This window comes from Micrococcaceae bacterium Sec5.7 (genome assembly GCA_039636785.1).
GTDB lineage: Bacteria > Actinomycetota > Actinomycetes > Actinomycetales > Micrococcaceae > Arthrobacter.
In genome coordinates, this window is the sequence record CP144169.1 from 2,712,957 (window position 1) to 2,735,527 (window position 22,571).

The 22,571-nt window shown below is 65.5% G+C and carries 16 protein-coding genes; 6 read left to right on the forward strand and 10 right to left on the reverse strand.

Annotated elements, in window-relative coordinates; translation table 11 throughout:
- Window positions 1–22: 22 nt before the first annotated feature.
- Window positions 23–1,420, forward strand: coding sequence for a 6-phospho-beta-glucosidase (locus tag V3C33_12885; GenBank protein ID XAS66389.1), 1,398 nt, complete (start codon window positions 23–25; stop codon window positions 1,418–1,420).
- Here V3C33_12885 and V3C33_12890 read toward each other — a convergent pair.
- Window positions 1,417–1,944 (reverse strand): GNAT family N-acetyltransferase, encoded by a 528-nt coding sequence (locus V3C33_12890; protein XAS66390.1) that lies wholly within the window; start codon window positions 1,942–1,944, stop codon window positions 1,417–1,419. The genes V3C33_12885 and V3C33_12890 overlap by 4 nt on opposite strands.
- A gap of 127 nt (window positions 1,945–2,071) precedes the next feature.
- On the opposite strand from V3C33_12890, the gene mshA reads away from it, so the two are divergent.
- The 3 genes from mshA to V3C33_12905 all read left to right on the forward strand — a co-directional run bounded on the left by mshA (window position 2,072) and on the right by V3C33_12905 (window position 6,151).
- Window positions 2,072–3,337: a D-inositol-3-phosphate glycosyltransferase gene (gene mshA, locus V3C33_12895; GenBank protein ID XAS66391.1), complete on the forward strand. Its 1,266-nt coding sequence runs from the start codon at window positions 2,072–2,074 to the stop codon at window positions 3,335–3,337.
- Between the two features lie 43 nt (window positions 3,338–3,380).
- Window positions 3,381–5,063, forward strand: a complete 1,683-nt coding sequence (locus V3C33_12900) for a formate--tetrahydrofolate ligase (protein ID XAS66392.1) — start codon at window positions 3,381–3,383, stop codon at window positions 5,061–5,063.
- Between the two features lie 170 nt (window positions 5,064–5,233).
- Window positions 5,234–6,151: a DUF559 domain-containing protein gene (locus V3C33_12905; protein XAS66393.1), complete on the forward strand. Its 918-nt coding sequence runs from the start codon at window positions 5,234–5,236 to the stop codon at window positions 6,149–6,151.
- 93 nt (window positions 6,152–6,244) lie between these two features.
- Here V3C33_12905 and V3C33_12910 read toward each other — a convergent pair whose 3' ends face one another.
- The 9 genes from V3C33_12910 to glmS form a co-directional block, all read right to left on the reverse strand.
- Window positions 6,245–7,330: an inositol-3-phosphate synthase gene (locus tag V3C33_12910; protein ID XAS66394.1), complete on the reverse strand. Its 1,086-nt coding sequence runs from the start codon at window positions 7,328–7,330 to the stop codon at window positions 6,245–6,247.
- A 179-nt stretch (window positions 7,331–7,509) separates the two neighbouring features.
- On the reverse strand, window positions 7,510–8,547 hold the full coding sequence (gene mgrA / locus V3C33_12915; protein ID XAS66395.1) for an L-glyceraldehyde 3-phosphate reductase: 1,038 nt from the start codon (window positions 8,545–8,547) through the stop codon (window positions 7,510–7,512).
- 350 nt (window positions 8,548–8,897) lie between these two features.
- On the reverse strand, window positions 8,898–9,371 hold the full coding sequence (locus tag V3C33_12920) for a DUF4383 domain-containing protein (GenBank protein ID XAS66396.1): 474 nt from the start codon (window positions 9,369–9,371) through the stop codon (window positions 8,898–8,900).
- A 307-nt stretch (window positions 9,372–9,678) separates the two neighbouring features.
- Complete coding sequence (treZ, locus tag V3C33_12925; protein XAS66397.1) at window positions 9,679–11,469, reverse strand: malto-oligosyltrehalose trehalohydrolase; 1,791 nt, start codon at window positions 11,467–11,469, stop codon at window positions 9,679–9,681.
- Window positions 11,466–13,793 carry a malto-oligosyltrehalose synthase gene (gene treY / locus V3C33_12930; GenBank protein XAS66398.1) on the reverse strand — a complete coding sequence of 776 codons (2,328 nt, stop codon included), beginning with the start codon at window positions 13,791–13,793 and terminating at the stop codon, window positions 11,466–11,468. The genes treZ and treY overlap by 4 nt, the downstream gene beginning before the upstream one ends.
- The gene (gene glgX / locus V3C33_12935; protein ID XAS66399.1) at window positions 13,790–16,045 is read right to left on the reverse strand and encodes a glycogen debranching protein GlgX; all 2,256 of its coding nucleotides are present in this window, start codon (window positions 16,043–16,045) and stop codon (window positions 13,790–13,792) included. The genes treY and glgX overlap by 4 nt, the downstream gene beginning before the upstream one ends.
- A gap of 72 nt (window positions 16,046–16,117) precedes the next feature.
- Window positions 16,118–17,689 carry an NAD(P)H-hydrate epimerase gene (locus V3C33_12940; GenBank protein ID XAS66400.1) on the reverse strand — a complete coding sequence of 524 codons (1,572 nt, stop codon included), beginning with the start codon at window positions 17,687–17,689 and terminating at the stop codon, window positions 16,118–16,120.
- 85 nt (window positions 17,690–17,774) lie between these two features.
- Window positions 17,775–18,122, reverse strand: a complete 348-nt coding sequence (locus tag V3C33_12945) for a holo-ACP synthase (protein XAS66401.1) — start codon at window positions 18,120–18,122, stop codon at window positions 17,775–17,777.
- A 170-nt stretch (window positions 18,123–18,292) separates the two neighbouring features.
- Window positions 18,293–20,185: a glutamine--fructose-6-phosphate transaminase (isomerizing) gene (glmS, locus tag V3C33_12950; GenBank protein ID XAS66402.1), complete on the reverse strand. Its 1,893-nt coding sequence runs from the start codon at window positions 20,183–20,185 to the stop codon at window positions 18,293–18,295.
- A gap of 530 nt (window positions 20,186–20,715) precedes the next feature.
- Between glmS and coaA the strand changes: the two genes are divergently transcribed.
- Window positions 20,716–21,681 (forward strand): type I pantothenate kinase, encoded by a 966-nt coding sequence (gene coaA / locus V3C33_12955; protein ID XAS66403.1) that lies wholly within the window; start codon window positions 20,716–20,718, stop codon window positions 21,679–21,681.
- Between the two features lie 3 nt (window positions 21,682–21,684).
- A complete protein-coding gene (locus tag V3C33_12960) occupies window positions 21,685–22,563 on the forward strand; it encodes a M15 family metallopeptidase (GenBank protein XAS66404.1) in 879 nt (292 codons plus the stop codon).
- The last annotated feature ends 8 nt before the right edge of the window (window positions 22,564–22,571 follow it).

Genomic DNA, 22,571 nt, shown 5'->3' on the forward strand with positions numbered 1-22,571 from the left:
GCAAGCGCATAGACTGCTGGTCATGCGGCTCATGATTGCCGGTGGCGGCGGATTCCGGGTTCCGCTGGTCTACCGGGCACTGATCTCCGGCCCCTACTCCGGGGTAGTCCGTGAGCTGGTGCTGTTCGACGTCGATCCCGGCAGGCTGGCTGCCATCGAGGCCGTGCTCCGTGCCATGGCCTCCACTTCGGGCGCCGGGACTTCTCCTGCCATCCGCAGCACCACGTCGCTGCCCGAGGCGCTGGCGGGCACGCACATGGTGTTTGCCGCCATCCGCCCCGGCGGCACCGCCGGGCGGGTCGCGGACGAACGCATCGCCCAGGATCTGGGCCTTCTGGGACAGGAAACCACCGGCGCGGGCGGAATCTCCTACGCGCTGCGCTCAATTCCCAGGATGCTGGAACTCGCCACGGAAATGCGTCGGGTTTGCCCCGACGCCTGGCTGATCAACTTCACCAATCCGGCGGGGATGATCACGGAGGCATTGGCACCTGTGCTGGGCCGCCGGGTGATCGGAATCTGCGATTCCGCCAGCGGCCTTGTGTACCGCGCGGCCAGGGCGGCCGGCGTGCCGTTGCCGGAGGGAAAGCTCGACGGCGTCGGCTACTACGGGCTGAACCACCTGGGCTGGCTGTACCGGTTGGAGTCCGGCGGACGCGATCTGTTGCCTCCCCTGCTCGCTGACGCCGCGGCCCTGGCCACGTTCGAAGAAGGCCGGCTCTTCCGGCAGCCGTTCCTCGAGCAGCTTGGCGCCTTGCCCAACGAGTACCTGTTCTACTACTACGAGACCGCCCGGGCTGCGGGTGCCATGCGCGCCATGGCACAGACCCGGGGTGAATCCATCCACGGCCAGCAGTCAGTGCTCTACCCCAGGCTCATGGCCGCCGGAGACAATGCTTTCCGGCTCTGGGATGCCGCCCGCAGATCACGGGAGGAAGGGTATCTGGCCGAAGCCCGGTCCGCCGGCGAGCAGCGAGACGAGGACGACCTCGCCGGCGGCGGCTACGAACGCGTGGCCCTCGCCGTAATGCGGGCGCTGTCCGGCGGCGGGGACGCCCAGCTGATCCTCAATACCCGGAACACCGCCACGGCTGACCCAGATACGGCGGTCCGGGCGATTCCGGGACTGCCGGCAGACGCCGTCGTCGAGGTTCCCTGCACGGTGAGCGACGACGGCGCGGTGCCGCTGCCGCAGGACCGTCCGGCCGAGCGGCAACTGGCTCTGATGCAGCGGGTCAAGGAGGTGGAACGGCTCACCGTCCGTGCGGCAAGCGAAGGTGACCGTGCCGCCGCCGGGGAAGCGTTTGCGCGCCACCCGCTGATCGATTCAACGGAGCTGGCGGAACGGCTGCTGGCCGGCTACGAACTGGCGTTTCCGGAGCTGGGCAGGCTCTGGCAGAAACCCCGGGACAACAACTAGAGCTTCCGGGACATCACGTGCAGGCCGACGTAGCCGAGCGTCGGGTGGTTGTAGGCCTCCGGAATCGTGGTCAGGATGCGGAAGCCCATGGCCTGCCAGGCAGCCACCGCCCGGACATTGCTTTCCACCACGGCGTTGAACTGCATGGCGCGGAATCCCGCCAAGCGTGCGGCGTCCAGGGAGTATGCGCACAGCGCGCGGGCCACGCCCTTGCCGCCGTGGTCGGCGTGGACCATATAGCCGGCGTTAGCCACATGGCTCCCGCCGCCGCCCTGGTTGGCGTGCAGTTCCCCTGTCCCCAGCACCTCGCCGTCGGGGTTTAACGCCACAAATGTCTGTCCGGGGAACTCCTTGAACCAACGCACGCGGGCGTGCGCCTCGGTGGTGTCGCGGTCCCAGGTGAACGTTTCGCCGGCCCGGATGACGGGCTCCAGGACGGACCAGATGCCGGGCCAGTCGGCCTGCGCTGCCTGGCGTATTTCGAATCCGGCGGGGGCCGGTGCTGAATCTGTGGCTGCACTCACAGCCGCCACGTTAGCAGCAGGGCCCACGCAGCGAAGGCGGGCGGGCCGGAGGAGTAGTGTTTTATCGAATGCAGTAAAGAGTCGGGCACTTTTCTGATGCAAGGGCCCGCGAGCCGAGAGGAGAGCCATGGCACTGATCCGACGCGTTGCGTTTCTCTCGCTCCATACCTCGCCCATGGAACAGCCCGGCTCAGGCGACGCCGGCGGCATGAACGTGTACATCCGGGCGCTGGCCTCGGCACTCGCGGAGACGGGCGTGGAGGTGGAGATCTTCACGCGGTCCACCGCCACCGGGCAGCCCGCCGTCGAACATCCGGATCCCGGAGTCTGCGTCCACAACGTGATGGCCGGTCCGCCGCGCAAGCTGCCGAAGGAGGAATTGCCGGAGCTGCTGCACAGCATGGTGGCCGAGATCGAACGGATCCGCCAGCGCCAGCCGCACGGCCGGTACGACGTCATCCACTCGCACTACTGGGTGTCCGGTGTGGCGGGACTGGAGCTGTCAGGGCTGTGGGGCGTCCCGCTCGTGCACACCATGCACACCATGGCCAAGGTCAAGAACCTGTTGCTGGAATCGGGCGAGCAACCTGAACCGCGGCGCCGCGAACTCGGCGAACACCGGATCGTGGACGGCGCCGCCCGGCTGATTGCCAACACCGGTGCCGAGGCCGCCGAGCTGGTCTCCCACTACAACGCCGACTTCGACCACATCGACGTCGCCCCGCCTGGCGTGGACCTGACGGTGTTCACCCCGGCGTTCCGGAGCCATTCCCGGGCTCTGCGAGGGGTGCGCACCGGCACCTTCCACCTGCTGTTTGCCGGCCGCATCCAACGGCTCAAGGGTCCTCAGATTCTGGTCGAAGCAGCCGCGCTGCTGCGCTCTCGCCGCCCTGACATTGATCTTCAGCTGACCATTCTGGGTGCGCTGAGCGGAGCCAAGGACTTCAATCTCAAATCGCTGGTCAGCGCTGCTGGAATGGACGACGTCGTCACTCACCATCCGCCGGTCAGCGCACCGGAGCTGGCGGACTGGTACCGGTCAGCCGACGTGGTGGTGATGCCTTCCTACAGCGAATCCTTCGGGCTTGTGGCGCTGGAAGCCCAGGCGTGCGGCACACCTGTGGTAGCCACCCGGGTGGGCGGGCTCTCGCGCGCCATCTGCCATGGGCGGACCGGGCTGCTTGTAGATGGACACGGCGCCGGGGACTGGGCCGATGTTCTGGAGGCCCTCTACGACGATCCTGCCACGCGTGGGGACATGGGCCGCGCCGCCTCCGTCCATGCGCAGAACTCCGGCTGGCAGCGCACAGCTGCAATCACGCTGGAAAGCTACCATGCCGCCGTCGACAATTACCTTGGAAGCCGGATGATCCCGGCGGTCCAAACCCCCTGACCAGGTGTGCGCCTACCGGCCACGCCCTGACCAAAGGACAACGATGTCTGAAATCAATGTCATGAGCGATCTGGAGATCGCCCGGCAGGCTGTCATGCGGCCCATCGAGGAGATCGCCGCGGCTGCCGGCATCAATGCGGAGGCGCTGGAGATGTATGGCCGCTACAAGGCCAAGATTGATCCGGCCAAACTGACTGCGGCGGGGCCGGCCGGCAAAGTGGTGCTCGTTTCGGCCATGTCCCCCACCCCGGCAGGCGAAGGGAAGTCAACCACCACCGTAGGGCTCGCCGATTCGCTGGCGAAGGCCGGGCACAAGGTGATGATCGCCCTGCGCGAGCCGTCGCTTGGGCCGATCCTCGGGATGAAAGGCGGCGCCGCGGGCGGCGGCTACTCCCAGGTGTTGCCAATGGATGAGATCAACCTGCATTTCACCGGCGACTTCCACGCCGTCACCTCAGCCAACAATGCCCTGATGGCGCTCGTGGACAACCACATTTACCAGGGCAATGAACTGAACATTGATCCCCGGCGCATGACGTTCAAGCGGGTGCTGGACATGAACGACCGTTCCCTGCGCGAAGTGGTGATCGGGCTCGGCGGGCCCACCCAAGGCATCCCGCGCCAGGACGGATTCGACATCACGGTGGCCTCGGAGATCATGGCGGTATTCTGCCTGGCCACGGATCTGGCGGACCTGCGTGAGCGGCTGGGCCGGATCACGTTCGGCTATACGTATGACCGCGCGCCCGTGACCGTGGCCGATCTCGGCGTGCAGGGTGCGCTCACCATGCTGCTCAAGGACGCCATCAAGCCCAATCTGGTCCAGACCATTGCGGGCACACCGGCGCTGGTTCACGGCGGGCCGTTCGCCAACATTGCCCACGGCTGCAACTCGCTGATCGCCACGCAGACTGCCCGGCGCCTCGCGGACATTGTCGTCACCGAGGCCGGCTTCGGCGCGGATCTGGGGGCAGAGAAGTATATGGACATCAAGGCACGCGTTGCCGATGTTGCGCCGTCGGCTGTTGTGGTGGTGGCAACCATCCGGGCTCTGAAAATGCACGGCGGGGTGGCGAAGGACCAGCTCAGGGAGCCCAACGTCGAGGCCCTGGCCTCCGGCGTGGTGAATCTCCGGCGGCACGTCCACAACGTGGAGAAGTTCGGCATTGCGCCGGTGGTGGCCATCAACAAGTTCGCCACAGATACCGAGGAGGAGCTCGACTGGCTGCTCGACTGGTGCGCCAAGGAAGGCGTGCAGGCGGCAGTCGCCGACGTCTGGGGCCGGGGCGGTGGCGGCGACGGCGGCGATGAGCTGGCTGCGAAGGTGGCCGCGGCCGTCTACGGGCCCAGCAGTTTCCGGTACCTGTACGCGCTGGATCTGTCCGTGGAGGACAAGATCCGGACCATCGTCCAGGAGATCTACGGGGCCGACGGCGTGGACTTCTCCGTTCCGGCCTTGAAGCGGCTGGCGGACATCGAGAAAAACGGCTGGTCCGGGCTGCCGGTGTGTATGGCCAAAACGCAGTACTCCTTCAGCGACGACGCCTCCAGGCTCGGCGCGCCGAAGGGCTTCACCGTGCACGTGCGCGATCTCATCCCCAAGACCGGTGCCGGCTTCATCGTGGCGCTCACCGGTGCCGTGATGACCATGCCCGGGTTGCCCGCCGTTCCGGCGGCCATGCGGATGGACGTGGACGACGCCGGAAATCCGGTAGGTCTCTTCTGACCCCTCGCCTATCCCCCTCCGGTTGCTCTATCACTTTTGGTCGCCATTCCCCCTTTTTGGCGCCCACAAGTGATAGGGCAACGGGTCAGGGAGGGGCTGTGGAGGACGAGTGCCGCCGGATTGTGGATAACTTCAGCGGTGGCAGGGCTGTTCGGACAACAATGGTGCCCATGCGTCCATCTGCGCCTCTTCCGGCCCACCTTGCCACCGCACCGTTCACGGTCCATGAGGCTAGGTCTGCCAGCCTGAGCAGCGGACGGCTCCGTTCATCCGATCTCGCCTCCGCCGGCCGGTTGCTGTACGTGCCCGCCGGCTGGGACTCTGAAATCCGCAGCCTGGCGAGGGCCTTATCGGCGGCAACACCCGGCGCATGGATATCGCACCTGACCGCCGCAATACTGCATGGGCTGTGGCTTCCGTCCTGGTTCCGTGACTGCCGGGAACTCCACCTCAGCAAGCCTAGGGCGCTGCCCCCGGTCCGGCGGGAGGGTGTCCTCGGGCATACCGTTCTTGTTTTTGCCGACGAGGTGATGGAGCTGGACGGCACCCACATTTCAACGCCGGCGCGGACCTGGCTTGACCTTGCCCGCATCTTGCCGCTTGATGATCTCGTCGCTGTCGGTGACCAGCTGGTCCGTCGCCCCCGTCCGGGCCTCGAGAATCGCGCGGAAGCGTGGGCAACGATTCCCCAGCTGCAGGAAATGCTGAAGCGCCACCCGAAGCTCAAAGGAATCGTGAAAGCGCGCCAGGCGATGGAGCTGATCCGTGTCGGCGCCGACTCTGCACCGGAGACATTCCTGCGCCTGGCGCTGACGGCTTCAGGACTCCCCGAACCTGAGTTGCAGCTGCGGATTGTCCAGGGTGACCCGTATTCTCCTGCCGCGGATCTCGGCTACCGGGAGCATCAGGTTGGCATCCAGTACGACGGCGGACATCACCTCTCGCGCGAACAGCAGTCCCGCGACAATCGCCGCGACGAATCGTTCAACTCTGCGGGGTGGCGGTATTTCAAATTCAACGCAGACGATCTCGCCGACGACTTCCGCGGTGCGGTCCGTAGAGTCCGACTCGCCCTCCATCCCCGCTGAACGCACGTTGCTCTATCACTTTTGGCAGCCAAACCAGGCGGATGGGGACCAAAAGTGACAGAGCAACCGGGTGAGCGAGCGCTCAGGACAGGGCTAGCGCTCGAGGTCGCCCCGGATGAAGGCTTCAACCTTGTCACGGGCGAGGTCGTCGTTGAACTGCTCCGGCGGGGATTTCATGAAGTAGCTCGATGCGGAGAGCAGCGGGCCACCGATGCCGCGGTCCAGGCCGATCTTCGCTGCTCGGATGGCGTCGATAATCACACCTGCGGAGTTGGGTGAGTCCCAGACTTCGAGCTTGTATTCCAGCGAAACGGGGGCGTCACCGAAGTTGCGTCCCTCGAGGCGGACGAAGGCCCATTTGCGGTCATCGAGCCACTGAACATAGTCCGACGGGCCGATGTGGACGTCGCGCGGGGCAATATAGGCTTCGACGTTGGACGTCACAGCCTGGGTCTTGGAGATCTTCTTGGATTCGAGGCGGTCGCGCTCCAGCATGTTCTTGAAGTCCATGTTGCCGCCGACGTTCAGCTGGTATGTGCGGTCCAGCGTGACGCCCCGGTCTTCGAACAGCTTGGCCATAACGCGGTGCGTGATGGTGGCACCGATCTGGCTCTTGATGTCGTCGCCAACGATCGGCACACCTGCGGCGGTGAACTTGTCGGCCCATTCCTTGGTGCCGGCCAGGAACACGGGAAGGGCGTTCACGAAGCCAACACCGGCGTCAATGGCGCACTGGGCGTAGAACTCTGCGGCTTCCTGAGAACCAACGGGCAGGTAGCAGACTATAACGTCAACCTTGGCGTCTTTCAGAGCCTGGACAACATTGACCGGCTCCTCCGTGGACTGCTCTATGGTTTCGAGGTAGTACTTCCCCAGTCCGTCAAGGGTGTGGCCGCGCTGCACTGTCACACCGGTGGGCGGGACGTCTGCGATCTTGATGGTGTTGTTTTCGCTGGCCAGGATGGCGTCAGCGAGGTCCACGCCCACCTTCTTGCCATCGACGTCGAACGCCGCAACAAACTGGACGTCATTGACGTGGTACTTGCCAAACTCAACGTGCATCAGACCAGGGATCGTGGCCTGGGGGTCGGCATCCCGGTAGTAATGGACACCCTGGACCAGCGAGGCGGCGCAGTTACCCACACCTACGATTGCAACACGAATCGGATTCGAAGACACGGAACTCCTTTGAGAACAAACTTCAGGTGCCCGGCGCGCCAGTACCGGGATGTACGACGGCGGCCGACGGGCACAGCGCCATGGGACGCCCTAACATTCTAACCAACTGTGCCGGGGCCGGAATTGTTCCCGGCCGGCCCCGGCACTTGTGTTACGTCCGGGCTATGCCCGGCGGGCTGTCACTTCTGTGCCCACAGATTGATGTCGGATTCGACGGCGAACTCGTCGATCGCTGTCAGCTCCTCGGAGCTGAACTCCAGGTTGTTGATGGCGGACAGCGTGTCTTCGAGCTGCTTGACGCTGGAGGCGCCAACGAGTGCCGAGGTTACTGGTGATCCCTTGGGCTGATCGCGCAGAATCCACGCGATGGCCATCTGGGCCAGGGACTGTCCCCGGCCTTCGGCAATGGCACGCAGGCCGCGCACGCGGTCAAGCTTCTCTTCCGTGAGGGCTGATTCTGAGAGAAAGCGTTCCTTGGCCGCACGCGAGTCAGCCGGAATTCCCTTGAGGTAGCGGTCCGTGAGCATTCCCTGCGCCAGCGGCGAGAAGGCGATGGAGCCGGCGCCCACCTGGTCCAGGGCTTCGTACAGGTTGGGCGAACCGTTTTCCGTCCAGCGGTTCAGCATGGAGTAGCTGGGCTGGTGGATGAGCAGCGGGGTGCCGAGTTCCTTGAGGATCCCGGCGGCTTCGATGGTCTGTTCCGGGGTGTACGAGGAAATACCGGCGTACAGGGCCTTGCCGGAGCGCACTGCGGAGTCCAGGGCGCCCATGGTTTCTTCCATGGGCGTTTCCGGATCCGGGCGGTGGCTGTAGAAGATGTCCACGTAGTCCAGGCCCATGCGCTGCAGGGACTGGTCAAGGCTGGACAGGAGGGTCTTGCGGGAGCCCCATTCACCGTGGGGGCCGGGCCACATGTAGTAGCCGGCCTTGGTGGAGATCACCAGTTCGTCGCGGTACGGCTTGAAGTCGTCCTGGAGGTGGCGGCCGAAGTTGGTTTCCGCCGAGCCGTCCGGCGGGCCATAGTTGTTGGCCAGGTCAAAGTGGTTGACACCCAGATCGAACGCGCGGCGCAGGATGGCGCGCTGCTCATCGAAGCGCTTGTCGTCACCGAAATTGTGCCACAGGCCCAGTGAGATGGCCGGAAGCTTGAGGCCGCTGCGTCCGACACGGCGGTAGGGCATGGATTCATAGCGGTTCTCCGCAGCCGAATAAGTCATACGTACTATCCTGCCAGTTGTGATGCAGCCAACACCGCCCCCGAGCCAAAGTTACGCCGCAGGCATACATCCTCCTCCTTTGACGCTTCACCTCAGGCAGGCAGTTCACGACGGCGCTGATTATGCAGACGTCCCTCGAACAGCTGACAAAGGGGAACCATGCGTTCCTGACGATTCAGGCCCCTCAGCGCAAGCGCAACCGGAACAACGAACTGACAGGCCGAGGGCAAGCAGTTGGGCTAAGGCCATGGCCGGCGCGTGTGCTCACAGCACTGCGGCCGTCCCCGCAAGCAGATTTCCTGCCCGGGGGACGGCCGCTGTGGTCGGTTTTCCACGAACCGCGGGAGGCGCTACTTGGCCCGTCCCTTCGTTTCCTCCATGGCATCCCTGCCGAGCCAGGCGCCCAGGCCGATCATGGCGACGCCGAGGACCAGATGCAGCCAGTTGTCGGCAGAGTTGAACGGGATAAAGTTGGCGCCCGCGTTCACGTCGATGACAAGGCCGTAGATCCACAGGACCACGTACACGGCGCCGCCGCCAATCAGGAACAGGCGGGCCATCGGACTTGTCCGGGCCATTGCAATTCCGGCTGCGCCGAACAGCAAATGGACGATGTTGTGCAGAACGGACACTTGGAAGACTCCAAGCAGCATGGCGCCGGACTCATGTCCCGCAAAGTTCATGGCGCCGTAATTGGTGGTGATTCCCGGGACGAACCCGAGGACTCCAACCAGCAGAAATACCGCACCAACGCCCATGGCGGTGTTGCGAAGCGTCAACCCCATTACGTGGTGGTGTTGCGCAGGATGCGAAGCGGTGGTCATTACCGTCCCTTTCACGCTGATTGCCGGCTCTTCTGATGGAGAACCGGCCTTCGGCAAGGAGTCGAGGGAATCCTGCCGACGCCCATATCATACTCCTGAAAACCGCACGAGCGCAGGGAAAACAGGCCTCGGAAGGGCGGCCAGCATCACAGGCCGCGGCCCGGGCAAGATCAGGGCGGTGATGCCTGCGCTGGAGAGTCGCCCCGGGCCGGCTGTGACTCAATTGGCCGGAGTGACATATGGGATCGGGGCCCCTCCCGTGAACATCATCAGACACACGAAATCGTACCCCCGGTTACTCCACCGTCTAGGTTAACTCGACCCTCTGAATCACGGCGCTCCAGGGCGGAAGTTCCACCCGGTCCCCGTCCAGCCGGACGCCGTCGTCGGTCGCAAGCAGCAGAGTGCCGCGTCCACTCAGCCGGGAGACCGCGCCGGAAAAGTTCAACAGAACCTGCACCTGGCCGCGGCTGAACCTCAGCCAGCCGGCGTCGTCGTCGAACTCAACTTCGGTGTCCTCAAACCCGAGGCCGGAGAGCTCCGGCGCAGCACGGCGCAACGCAATCAGCGAACGGTACAGCTCGAGCAGCCGCGCGTGATCGCCGCCGGCGGCTTCCGCCCAGTCCAGTTTGGAGCGGCGGAACGTCTCGGGATCCTGCGGATCAGGCACGACGGCGGGATCCCACCCCATGCGCTCAAACTCGCGGATCCGGCCCTCGGCAGTAGCTTTGCCGAGCTCGGGCTCCGGGTGCGAGGTGAAGAACTGCCAGGGTGTGGTGGCCCCGTATTCCTCGCCCATGAACAGCATGGGCGTAAACGGCGAGGTCAGCGTGAGCACGGCAGCCAGCGCCAGCCTGCCGTATGGCAGGGACTGGGACAGCCTGTCCCCCGTGGCGCGGTTGCCGATTTGGTCGTGGTTCTGGCTGCAGACCGCCAGAGCCGAGGGGTGCACCAGCCCGGGATTGATGGGCCGGCCGTGGTGGCGTACGCGGAAGCTGGAGTAGCTGCCATTGTGGAAGAACCCGCCGCGCAGCACCTTCGCCAGTGCGCCCAGCGAATCGAAGTCCGCGTAGTATCCGGTGGTTTCGCCGCTGATGTTGACGTGGACCGCGTGGTGGAAGTCATCGCTCCATTGCCCGGCCAGTCCGTACCCGTTCACATCGCGCGGGTACAGCAGCCGCGGATCGTTCAGATCAGACTCCGCGATGAGGGTCCGCGGCCGCCCGGTCTCCGCAGAGATGGCGTCTCCGAGAGCTCCGAGTTCCTCCAGGATGTGAACCGCCCGTTCGTCCGGCAGGGCATGCACGGCGTCGAGCCGAAGCCCGTCCACGTGGTAGTCCCGCAGCCACATGGCGACGTTGTCCAGGATGTATTCGCGGACCACATCCGAGCCGGGCCCGTCCAGGTTGACGGAATCGCCCCAGGTGTTGGCGTCGCCCTGTTTGAGGTAGGGCCCGAATCTGGGCAGGTAGTTGCCGCTCGGCCCCAGGTGGTTGTAGACCACGTCCTGGATGACGCCCAGGCCCGCGGCATGGGCAGCGTCAACAAACCGCTGGTAGGCGGCCGGGCCACCGTAGGCCTCATGCACGGCATACCACTGCACACCGTCGTAACCCCAGTTGTGGGTGCCGTTGAACGCATTGACCGGAAGCAGCTCCACAAAATCGATGCCCAGTCCGGCCAGGTAGCCAAGCCTGCCGGCCGCGGCGTCCAGCGTGCCCTCAGGCGTGAACGTTCCAAGGTGCAGCTCGTAAATGACCGATCCCCGCAACCCCCGCCCCGCCCAGCCCGCGTCCTGCCACTCGTGCGAATCAGGATTGAAGGTCCGGGTCAGCGAGTGGACACCGTCCGGCAAGCGCCTGGACCGGGGATCCGGCAAGGGACGGGTGTCATCCCCGAGCAGATAGCCGTAGTCCACATCCGCCCCGGACGGTGCCTCCGGCGCGGTCCACCAGCCGCTTTGCCCGGCGTCGCCGCAACCGTGCCCCTCCGCACTGCGGTTCATGGGATACCGCTGCCCGTCCGCGAGCAGCGTCACCGACTCCGCGTCGGGCGCCCAGACATCAAAGCGTCCGGCCGCGCTGACAGGCAGCCTCATGAGTCCTCACCGGCTTCGGGCACCAGCAGCGCCACAGGATAGTTCCGCAGAATGTCCGCCACCGGTACCGCGCCTGGCGCAAAGCTGTTTCCGGTCAGCTCATCCCGCATCGCAGTTTCAAGCACGACGGCGGTGTCCCGCCAGCCGCCTGCACGTTCCAGTCCGCAGGGAAGCCTCGTGGCCAGCGTGAGGGCACCGCGGCCTGCGTTGGCGCCACGCCCAAAGGCGACCAGGTTCCCGGCGGCCGCGCCGGAAGCCGTGACCGCGTGGTAGCCGGTGAACAGCTCCGGACGGTCCCGGCGAAGGCGAAGGGCTCTGGACGTCAGCAGCAACTTGGCGGCGTCGTTCAGGAACGATGCCGGCAGATTCCCGGCGTCCAGGTCAGCCAGCACCCGCCGCCGCTCGGCGAAGTCGACGCTCCGGCGGTTATCCGGGTCGGTGAGCGACCGGTCCCAGAATTCCGTGCCCTGGTAGACGTCCGGAACTCCAGGCATGGTCAGCTGCACCAACTTGGCCGACAGCGAGTTCGAGGCACCATGGTGCTCGAGGAGCCCCACGAACGCGTCCAGTTCCGCCCTGACCTGGTCATTGCCAAAGGCCGCATCCACGGCAGCCGCCACCTTCTCCTCGAAGGCTTCGTCCGGATCGGTCCAGCTGGTGGAGTTCCCGGCCTCGCGCGCGGCTTTGGTGGCGTACTGCTGCAGCCTGGCCCGGTCCGCCGGCCAGGCGCCGGCGATGGACTGCCAGAGCAGGCTGGCGAACGGACCATCGGGCAGGGGCGCCAGCTCCTGCAGCCTGCCCAGCACCGTTTCCCATTCCGGGACCAGTTCGGAGATCACCGATATGCGCGCCCGGGTATCCTCGCTGCGCTTGGTGTCGTGTGTGCTGAGAGTGGTCATGGACAGCGGGAGATCACGCTGCCGCCGGATCATGCGGGCGTGGAATTCGGCCGGTTGCAGGGCGAATTCGGTCGGATCCGCGCCCACCTCCGTCAAGGTGCCCAGCCGCGTGTAGCGGAAGAACGCCGTGTCTTCCACCCCTTTGGCCATGACCATTCCGGAGGTCTGCTGGAACCGTCGGGCGAGCTCCAGCCCGGTGTCCAGCAACAGAGGCTGAAGGACGCCCACGGCCTGGCCGAGGTCCTGGCGGCGGTGGACGGCTAGCTCGCAGGCCTCCTTGAGGACGTCTTCGCCCGCCGGCAGGTAGGTGCGGTAGACGGGGAAGGCGGCAATGATTTCGGACAGCGCATCGGCCGCCAGCTCACCGGGGATGCCGGCGCTGGCCGGGGCCAGCCGGGCAAGCCGCAACATCTCCGAGTGCAGTATGCCGTCCGTGATCCGGCGTTTGGTTCCGTGGATCATCTTTCCGTAGTCCGCGGGAACCCCGCCGCGGAGTTTGCCGTCGAGCGCGTCCAGCGGTTCCCGGCCTGCGGGATCCACAAAAATCCGGTCAACATCCGCCAGTGCGTCGTAGCCGGTTGTGCCGTCGCATTCAAACGATGCCGGCAGCTCTTCGCCGGGCTCAAGGATCTTTTCGACAAGAAGGTAGCTGCCCCGGGTCGCCTGCCGAAGGCGCTGCAGATAGCCCCCGGGATCGGCAAGGCCGTCCGGGTGGTCCACCCGGATGCCGTCCACGAGGCCTTCACGGAACCAGCGGACAACCTCGGCGTGGGCTTCATCAAACACCCACGGGACTTCCACCCGGATGCCGGCCAGCGTGTTCACCGCAAAGAACCGGCGGTAGTTCAGTTCCTTGTCTGCACGGCGCCAGCCCACCAGCTCATAGTGCTGGCGGGCGTGCACAGACTGCGGAGTGTCCCCGTCCGAGTACGTGCCCTCGGCCAGCGGGAAGCGGTGATCGTAGTAACGCAGTTCACCGCCGCGTATTTCCAGCCGGTCCAGTTCCTCGTCGCTGCCCAGCACCGGGATCCGGACGCGGCCGCCAGCGAAGTCCCAGTCAACGTCGAACGCTTCCGCATAGCGGGACTGGCGCCCTTCCTTCAACAGGGACCACCACCACGGGTTCTGGCGGGGCGACGCCACCCCCACATGGTTGGGCACAATGTCCATCAGCAGACCCATGCCAACAGCGCGGGCCGCCTCGGAGACGGCCAGCAGTCCCTCGGAACCGCCGCGGTCCGGGTCCACTGTTGAGGGATCGGTCACGTCGTAGCCGTGATCCGACCCCTGCTCCGCCGTGAGCACCGGGGAAAGATAGAGCCAGTCCACACCCAGGGAATGCAGATACGGAACTGCCCCGGCGGCGTCCTGAAGCGTGAACCCCTGCCGGATCTGCAGCCGGTACGTCGAGACCGGTGCCCTCACGAGGCGGAAGTCTTCGGCTTCGCGGTTTTCTTCGTGCTTCGCGTTTCCGGAACCATCGGGGAGGTCAGTCCCGCCGTTTCACTCGTGGCTGTCTGGGACAGGGCCGCAAGCGAGGCGGCCACAGAGTGGTCCGGTTCGGTTTCCGGCGTGCTGTGGGCACGGAGCACCACAAGGGACTTTGCGTCCACACCAATGACGCCGCCGGCCTGTACCGGCTCGGTGTCGGCATTGTGCCCGGCTGTGTCGATGATGATGTCCCAGGCCGGGGCATATTCGTCCGATGGCAGGGTGAAAGCCACTTCGTCGACATGCGCATTGAAATACAGGACGAAGTTGACGTCGGTGATACGCCGCCCGCGGTCATCCTTCCCCCGGATACCGTCCCCATTGAGGAAGACACCCACGGATCTGCCGAAGCCGCTGTCCCAGTCCTCGGGCTGCATGGTGGATCCGTCAACGTCCAGCCAAACGATGTCCGGCAGCCGCTCGCCTTCGCCTCTGCGGACAGGGCGGCCGTCAAAGAAGCGGCTGCGCCGGAATGTGGGGTGTCTGGCCCGCAGCGCATTGACTGCCGAGGTGAATTCCACCAGCGGCTGGTCCACGTTTTCCCAGTTGATCCAGGTCAGTTCCGAGTCCTGGCAGTAACCGTTGTTGTTTCCCTGCTGTGTGCGCCCCAGTTCATCGCCGTGCAGCAGCATGGGAACTCCCTGTGAGAGGAGCATGGAGGCGATGAAGTTGCGCTGCTGCCGGGCCCTGAGCCCCAGCACGGCCGGATCGTCGGTGGGCCCTTCCACCCCGCAGTTCCAGGAGCGGTTGTGGGATTCGCCGTCGTTGTTCCCCTCGCCGTTGGCGTCATTGTGCTTCTCGTTGTAGGAAACCAGGTCCGCGAGGGTGAAGCCGTCGTGCGCCGTGACGAAGTTGATGGAGGCCACCGGGCGCCGGCCCGAGTGCTCGTACAGATCCGAGGAGCCCGTGATGCGTGAGGCGAACTCGCCCAGCGTAGCCGGTTCCCCGCGCCAGAAATCGCGGACGGTGTCGCGGTATTGGCCGTTCCATTCGGTCCACTGCGGCGGGAAGTTACCTACCTGGTACCCGCCCGGGCCCACATCCCAGGGCTCGGCGATGAGCTTGACCTGCGAGACCACGGGGTCCTGCTGGATGAGTTCGAAGAACGTGGAGAGCTTGTCCACGTCATAGAACTCCCTGGCAAGCGTGGAGGCGAGGTCAAACCGGAAGCCGTCAACGTGCATTTCGGTCACCCAGTAGCGCAGCGAATCCATCAGCAGCTGCAGTGAGTGGGGCTGCCGGACATTGAGGGAGTTTCCAGTGCCGGTGTAGTCCATGTAGTGCTGGAGGTCGTCCTCCACCAGGCGGTAGTAGGAGGAGTTGTCGATGCCCTTGAAGGACAGCGTGGGCCCCAGGTGGTTGCCTTCCGCGGTGTGGTTGTACACCACGTCCAGGATGACCTCGATGCCCGCCTTGTGCAGGGACCGTACCATGGCCTTGAAGTCCTGGACCTGCTGGCCGGTGTCCCCCGTTGAGCTGTAGCTGTTGTGCGGGGCGAAGAAACCGATGGTGTTGTAGCCCCAGTAGTTGTTCAGTCCCTTCTCCTGCAGAATGCCGTCATTGACGAACTGGTGCACCGGCATCAGCTCGATCGCCGTGATGCCCAGCTTCTGCAGGTGCGAGATGACGGCGGGATGCGCCACACCGGCGTACGTGCCCCGCTGTTCCTCCGGGACCTCGGGATGCAGCTGTGTCAGCCCCTTTACATGGGCCTCGTAGATCACCGATTTGTGGTAAGGAACGCGAAGGTTATGGTCCCCGTCCCAGTCGAAGAACGGGTTGATGACCACGCCAAGCATCATGTGCGGCGCCGAATCCGCATCGTTGCGGGACTCGGGCTCGCCCATGTTGTAGGAGAAGAGCGCGGGATCCCAGTCAATCTGGCCCTGGACCGCCTTGGCGTAGGGGTCCAGGAGGAGCTTGTTGGGGTTGAAGCGGTTACCGGATGCGGGGTCGTAGATGCCGTGCACGCGGTAGCCGTATTTCTGACCCGGCTGGACCTGCGGCAGGTAGCAGTGCCACACGTAGCCGTCCACCTCCACCACGTCGAACCTGGTTTCCGTTCCGGCGTCGTCAACCAGGCAGAGCTCTACCTTCTCAGCGTGCTCGCTGAACAGGGCAAAGTTGGTGCCGGTGCCATCAAACGTGGCACCAAGGGGGTACGCCGATCCGGGCCAGATTTCCATTCGTGCTCCTCAATGTTGTCCAACACCGGGTGTCGGAAAAAGCGTTCGCGCCGTGCCGGTAAAAACCTAGCTTCACCTTAACGGGTGGGTGCGACTATTACGTTTCGCCGACCCTTGATTACTAAGTTCGCTGATGTTGGACCACACCCCGGGTATGGCGTCGGCGATTCTGCCCGCGGCCAGCGGCCCTCCAGCAGACGCGCGAGTGCCGGCCAGCCCGTGCAGGCTTGCGGCCATCGCGGCTATTGCCGCCCACCGTTCGTCCGGATCGATCCCCAGATCCGTGAAGCGCCCGACGTCGGATCCCACCTGCGCGAGCAGGGCACCGATGATCCCTGCCAGGACATCCCCGCTGCCGGCCGTGGCCAGCCACGGGCTTCCCTCCGACTGGCTGTAAAAATCCTGGAACGGCGACGCCACCAGGGTCGTGGCGCCCTTTAGCAGCACGGTTGCTTCCGTCAGTCCGGCTGCCTGCCGCACAGCAGCCAGCGTCGACGCCTCCACGCCCTGGCGGTCCAGCTCAACGCCGAGACTGTTCAAAAGCACGGCCAGCTCACCTGCGTGAGGCGTCAGCACCACCTGCGGGGCGAGGACGTGGGGCAGGGCAGGCAGCGCGCCGGCGTCGGCGATGGTGGCCAGCCCTGAATCAGCGGCGTCACGGACGCGTTGCAACTGTTCAGGATCGCTGTCATCCAGGCCGGAACCCACCAGCCACGCCTGCACATGGGTTTCGGCCACGGTCCCGGAGCTGCACACCACCTCCGGGCACGCCTGGCGGACCAGCTCCGCGACTTCCGGCGGGCCCAGGTAACGCACCATGCCCACGCCTGCCGCGAGCGCTCCCCGGCACGCGAGGACCGCGGCTCCGGGATAGGCAGCCGAGCCGGCCACCACTCCAAGCACTCCGCGCGAGTATTTATGCGAGCGCCGCTCCGGCCGCGGCAGCAGCAGGGCGAGGTCTTCAGCTTCCAGCCGCTTGAGCGCGGGCCATGGGAGCCCTGCCTCGATCCCGATCGGCACCACCTGCACCCGCCCTGCAAAATTGGCGCCCGGGTCAGCGAGCAGCCCTGCCTTGGCCGCGCCGAACGTGACCGTCAGCCCGGCGGGCAGCACGGGCGCATTCACCTCGCCGGTATCAGCGTCCACACCGCTGGGCACGTCGCAAGCTACCACCAGCCCGGGTCCGGCGGCCCCCAGCAGGGCCACAAACGCGGCGGCGGTTCCGCGCAGCCCTCCGTTGGCGCCGGTCCCAAGAATTGCGTCAAGTACGACGTCGGCCCTCGCGGCTTCCGCCGCCAGCTCAGTGACGTTCGCGTCAGTCAGCGAGTAAACGCGCCCGCCGGCCCGTTCAAAAGCAGCCAGAGCACCGGCATGCCCTTCCCCGGCCGTGAGCACCGCCGTCGTCCGCATCCCGCGGCCGGCAAGCAAAGCGGCCGCGAACAGTCCGTCCCCGCCGTTGTTGCCCTTGCCGGCGAGCACGGCGACGCTGGCGCCGTAGAGGCGCCGGCCTCTGGACCGAAGTTCACGGACCACCGCATTGGCGAGTCCGTGGGCGGCCCGCTGCATAAGAGCAGCGCCCATGCCCGATGCCAGGAAAGGCTCTTCAGTGTCCCGTATCTGGGTTCCGGTGTAGGCGCTGATCATGGAGTTCAGTCCGTTCGCGGTGCTGTCCGTGGGCTGTGTGCCTGGCCCGTGCCGTGTACGGGCGGGGTTCCTGCGGAAGTAGTGCCTAGCCTTCGGCCAGGACAGTGGCCGTGGCGATCCCGCCGTCGTGGCTCATGGAGAGGTGCCAGCGCTTGACGCCCTTGGCCTCGGCCACTGCCAGCACGGTTCCGGTGACCTGGATGGTGGGGCCGTTCTGGTCCAGTCCGATCCAGCAGTCCTGCCAGTTCATGCCTGCTGGAGCGCCCAGCACCTTTGCCACGGCTTCCTTGGCGGCAAAGCGCGCGGCCAGGGAGCGGGTGTTCAGCCCGCGTTCGGCCGGAACAAACAGCCTGTCCCGGAGCCCGGGGGTGCGCTCGAGCTGCCGGCCGAACCGCTCGATGTCTACAACGTCTACGCCAATGCCAACAATCATGCCGCTATTCTACGGTGGCGCTGCACCACTCCGGCCCAATTTAGCCGTGCAAACGGCAGCGGCCCAGCTGCGCGTCACGCTGGACGCGCGGCTGGGCCGCGTTGCACCCGGATGCGTGAAAGCACCGGCAACCGGAAAGCCCGGCCTGGGGCGCCTGGTTTGGCCGGCAGTTACTCTACGGTCACGCTCTTGGCCAGGTTGCGGGGCTGGTCCACGTCGTACCCCTTGGCCGACGCCAGTGCCAGCGCGAAAATCTGCAGCGGCACGGTTGCCAGAAGTGGTGCGAGCAGGGTTGGCGTCTCCGGGATGTAGAAAACGTGCTCGGCGTAGTCCTTGACCGCTTCGTCGCCCTCTTCGGCAATTACGATGGTCTTTGCACCGCGGGCGCGGACTTCCTGGATGTTGGAGACCACCTTGGCGTGCAGGGAGTCGCGGCCGCGCGGGGACGGCACCACCACAAATACCGGCTGCCCCTCTTCGATCAGCGCGATGGGGCCATGCTTGAGCTCACCGGCGGCAAAGCCTTCAGCATGGATGTAGGCCAGCTCCTTGAGCTTGAGGGCGCCCTCCATGGCCACGGGGAAGCCCACGTGGCGGCCCAGGAACAGTACGGACTTGGCGTCAGCCATGGCCCGGCCCAGTTCCTTGATCTGGCCCTCGTTGTCCAGGATGCGCTGGATCTTGGCCGGGATCTTGCCCAGGTCGGCAAGGATGTCCTTGATCTCGCCCTGGAACTTGTTCCCGCGCAGCTGTGCCAGATAAAGGCCCAGGAGGTAGGCGGCGGTGATCTGTGCGAGGAACGCCTTGGTGGATGCCACCGCGATCTCGGGACCGGCGTGGGTGTAAAGCACGGCATCGGATTCACGCGGGATAGTGGAGCCGTTGGTGTTACAGATGGAGAGCGTCTTGGCGCCCTGCTCCTTGGCGTACCGGACAGCCATGAGCGTGTCCATCGTCTCGCCGGACTGGGAGATGGAAACGATCAGCGTGTTGGCATCAACAATCGGATCACGGTAACGGAACTCGTGCGAGAGCTCCACCTCGGTGGGGATCCGGCACCAGTGCTCGATCGCGTACTTGGCCACCTGGCCGGCATACGCTGACGTGCCGCAGGCCAGCACAATGATCTTGTTGACGCTCTTCAGCAGCTCGGGATCGATCCGGAGCTCATCGAGGGTCAGCTTGCCTTTAACATCCGAGCGGCCCAGGAGAGTCGCAGCCACGGCGTCCGGCTGATCGTGGATTTCCTTCTCCATGAAGGACGGGAAGCCGCCCTTTTCCGCGGAAGCCGGGTCCCAGTCAACGTGGTATTCCTTGCCCTCTGCGGGTGCACCGAAGAAGTCGGTGATCTCCACGGAGTCTGCGGTGATGGTGACGATCTGGTCCTGGCCCAGTTCCACAGCACGGCGGGTGTAGTCGATGAAGCCGGAGACGTCGGAGCCGAGGAAGTTCTCGCCGTCGCCCAGTCCCACCACCAACGGTGAGTTGCGGCGGGCAGCCACCACGACGTCGGGCTGGTCTGCGTGCACGGCGAGAAGGGTGAAGGCGCCTTCAAGGCGCTGGCACGCCAGCTGCATGGCCTTGGTCAGGCCGCCGTTGGAGACGTCGCCGTTGAGCTTGGTCCGGAAGATGTCGCCCAGGAGCGCGGCGGCCACCTCCGTGTCCGTCTCGGAAGCGAACTCCGCGCCCTTGGCCACCAGCTCCTGCTTGAGCTCGGCGAAGTTTTCAATGATGCCGTTGTGGATGAGCGCCAGCCTGCCACCGTCGGACAGGTGCGGATGCGCGTTCTGGTCCGTGGGGCCGCCGTGGGTGGCCCAGCGGGTGTGGCCGATTCCGGTAGAGGACTCAGGCAGCGGGCTGCCTTCCAGCTCGGCGAGCAGATTGCTCAGCTTCCCGGACTTCTTCCGGGAGGAGATGACACCGTCGGCAACAACGGCGATGCCCGCCGAGTCATAGCCGCGGTACTCCAGCCGGCGCAGTCCTTCAAGGACAACGTCCAGGGCGTTGTGTCCGGCATTTCCCCGGCCTGCCGAATGACCTACATATCCTACGATTCCACACATGGAGACAAGCCTAGCTGGCTTCCAAGAGAGCGGACGTAGGACCTCAGTGCGATGGCGTAATGTACGGCTTCCGAAAGTCCGCCGCTTCGCGCTAACAGGCCCGTCCGAATAATGGCAGGACGCCCGCCAATTGGGGGCGTCCTGCCCGGTTACGGGGTTCAGCTCCGTTGGGTGCGCCGGCCACCGGCGCACCCGTAACAGTCCCAGCGCCTGGCCGCTGCCCGCTTCCGTGTGCGCAGAGTCACCAAATTTCCGGCTCCTGCCGCTGCGAGCGGGACCTCCGACGCCGGTAGTGCTTCCGGTACCGCCGGGGTCCCCGCCGGCCTGACGACGGGAAGCTTCGAACCGGGGCAGTGGCCCCGGGCCCGTTCGTCCCGGGCACGTCGAAGACCAGCCCGCCGTTGCGATCCGCCTGGACCCGGCCCACTGCTACCGGATCCGAATGCAGGTAAACGTAGATCCAGCGGATGCCACAGACATTACAATCCCTCCATTTCGCTCTGGGCTCCGCGCGGGGCAGAATCTCTAGGGTGACTTTGCAACGCAATGAAGCGAACGGCGACGGCGTCTCCCCGTTCGTGGAGCTGGACCGGCAGACCTGGTCCCGGCTCGCTGCCCAGATGGAACAGCCTCTCAACGAAGAGGACATCCTCCGGCTGCGTGGACTCGGCGATCCCCTGGACATGAAGGAAATCCGCGAGGTCTATCTGCCGCTCTCGCGGCTCCTGCATCTGTATGTGGAGGCTGCAGGCCAGCTGCACTCGGCCACCACCACCTTCCTCGGCGAGAAGACGCAGCGCACGCCGTTCGTGATCGGCGTGGCCGGTTCCGTGGCGGTGGGCAAGTCCACCATCGCCCGCGTGCTCCGGGAAATGCTCCGGCGCTGGCCGGGCACCCCCAACGTGGAACTCATCACCACGGACGGGTTCCTGTACCCGCTGGCCGAACTCCAGCGCCGGCAGCTGCTGGAGCGCAAGGGCTTTCCGGAGTCGTATGACCGCCGGGCCCTGCTGCGCTTTGTGAGCGAGATCAAGAGCGGCGCTGAAGAAGTGCGGGCGCCGTGGTACTCCCATGTCACCTATGACATCGTCCCGGGCAAGGAGGTTGTGGTCCGCCGCCCGGACGTGCTGATTGTTGAGGGTCTGAACGTGCTGGCTCCGGCCCGCCCCCGCCACGACGGCAAACAGGGCCTGGCACTGAGCGACTTCTTTGACTTCTCCATCTATGTGGATGCCAAAACCTCCTACATCGAGGAGTGGTATGTGGACCGGTTCCGCAAGCTCCGCACCACGGCATTCGCGCAGCCCGAATCCTACTTCCACCGGTACGCCACGCTTTCGGATACCGAGGCGGAAAGCACAGCCCGCGAAATCTGGAAGCGCATCAACGAACCCAACCTGGAAGAGAACGTGCTGCCGACGCGCGGCCGGGCGCAGCTGGTGCTCTCCAAGGATTCCGACCACTCCATCCGCCGCATGCTGCTCAGGAAGGTCTAGCACGTGTGCTGCCATCACTCCCCCGGCCCGGGCAGACGCGCCTTCACCCGCTTCCTCGCGGCCGGCGCCGGGCTGACCGTCCTGGCAGCCTGCACACCGGACAGCGCTGCGGAACAGCCGCCGTCGCCCTCCCCCGCCGGCTCCTCCGCTTCACCGTCTGCAGAAACAGCGGCGTCCGCCTCCCCCACACGTAACGCACCGCCAAGCGCAACGCCAAGCGCAGCGTCCGCGACCGCCTCGGCGCCGGCACCGCCGTCGGCCGCTTCCGCGTTGCCGAAGCAGTTCTCCCTGACGGATCCCGCCAGCCCATGGCTCGTGGTCAACAAGCACCGTCCGCTGGTTCCGGCGGACTACGCCCCGGCGGATCTGGTACAGCCCAGGGTACTGCTGGCAGTTTCCGGCGAAGCGGCCCTGTTGAACAGCACGACGGCGGCTGCCGCGGAAAAGCTGTTCGCGGCGGCTGCGCGGGACGGAGTCGCCACGACGCTGGCGAGCGGCTACCGTTCATACGGCACCCAGACGGCCACCTACAACGGCTACGTCAGTTCCCGCGGCCAGGCGGACGCAGACACGGCATCGGCGCGGCCGGGGTACTCCGAGCACCAGACCGGGTGGTCATTCGACATCGGCGACGGCGGCGGGTCCTGCGGTTTCCAGCCATGCTTCGCAGATCAGCCGGCTGCCGTGTGGGCCAAAGCCAATGCGCACCGGTATGGCTTTGTGGTGCGGTATCCGTTGACGCTCCATCCGGTCACGGGGTACTACTACGAGCCGTGGCACCTGAGGTACATCGGTGTTGAGGCCGCATCGGACATGAAGAAAAGCGGCATCAGCACCCTGGAAGAGTACTTTGGCCTGGAAGCCGCGCCGGGCTACTCATAGCGGCAGCT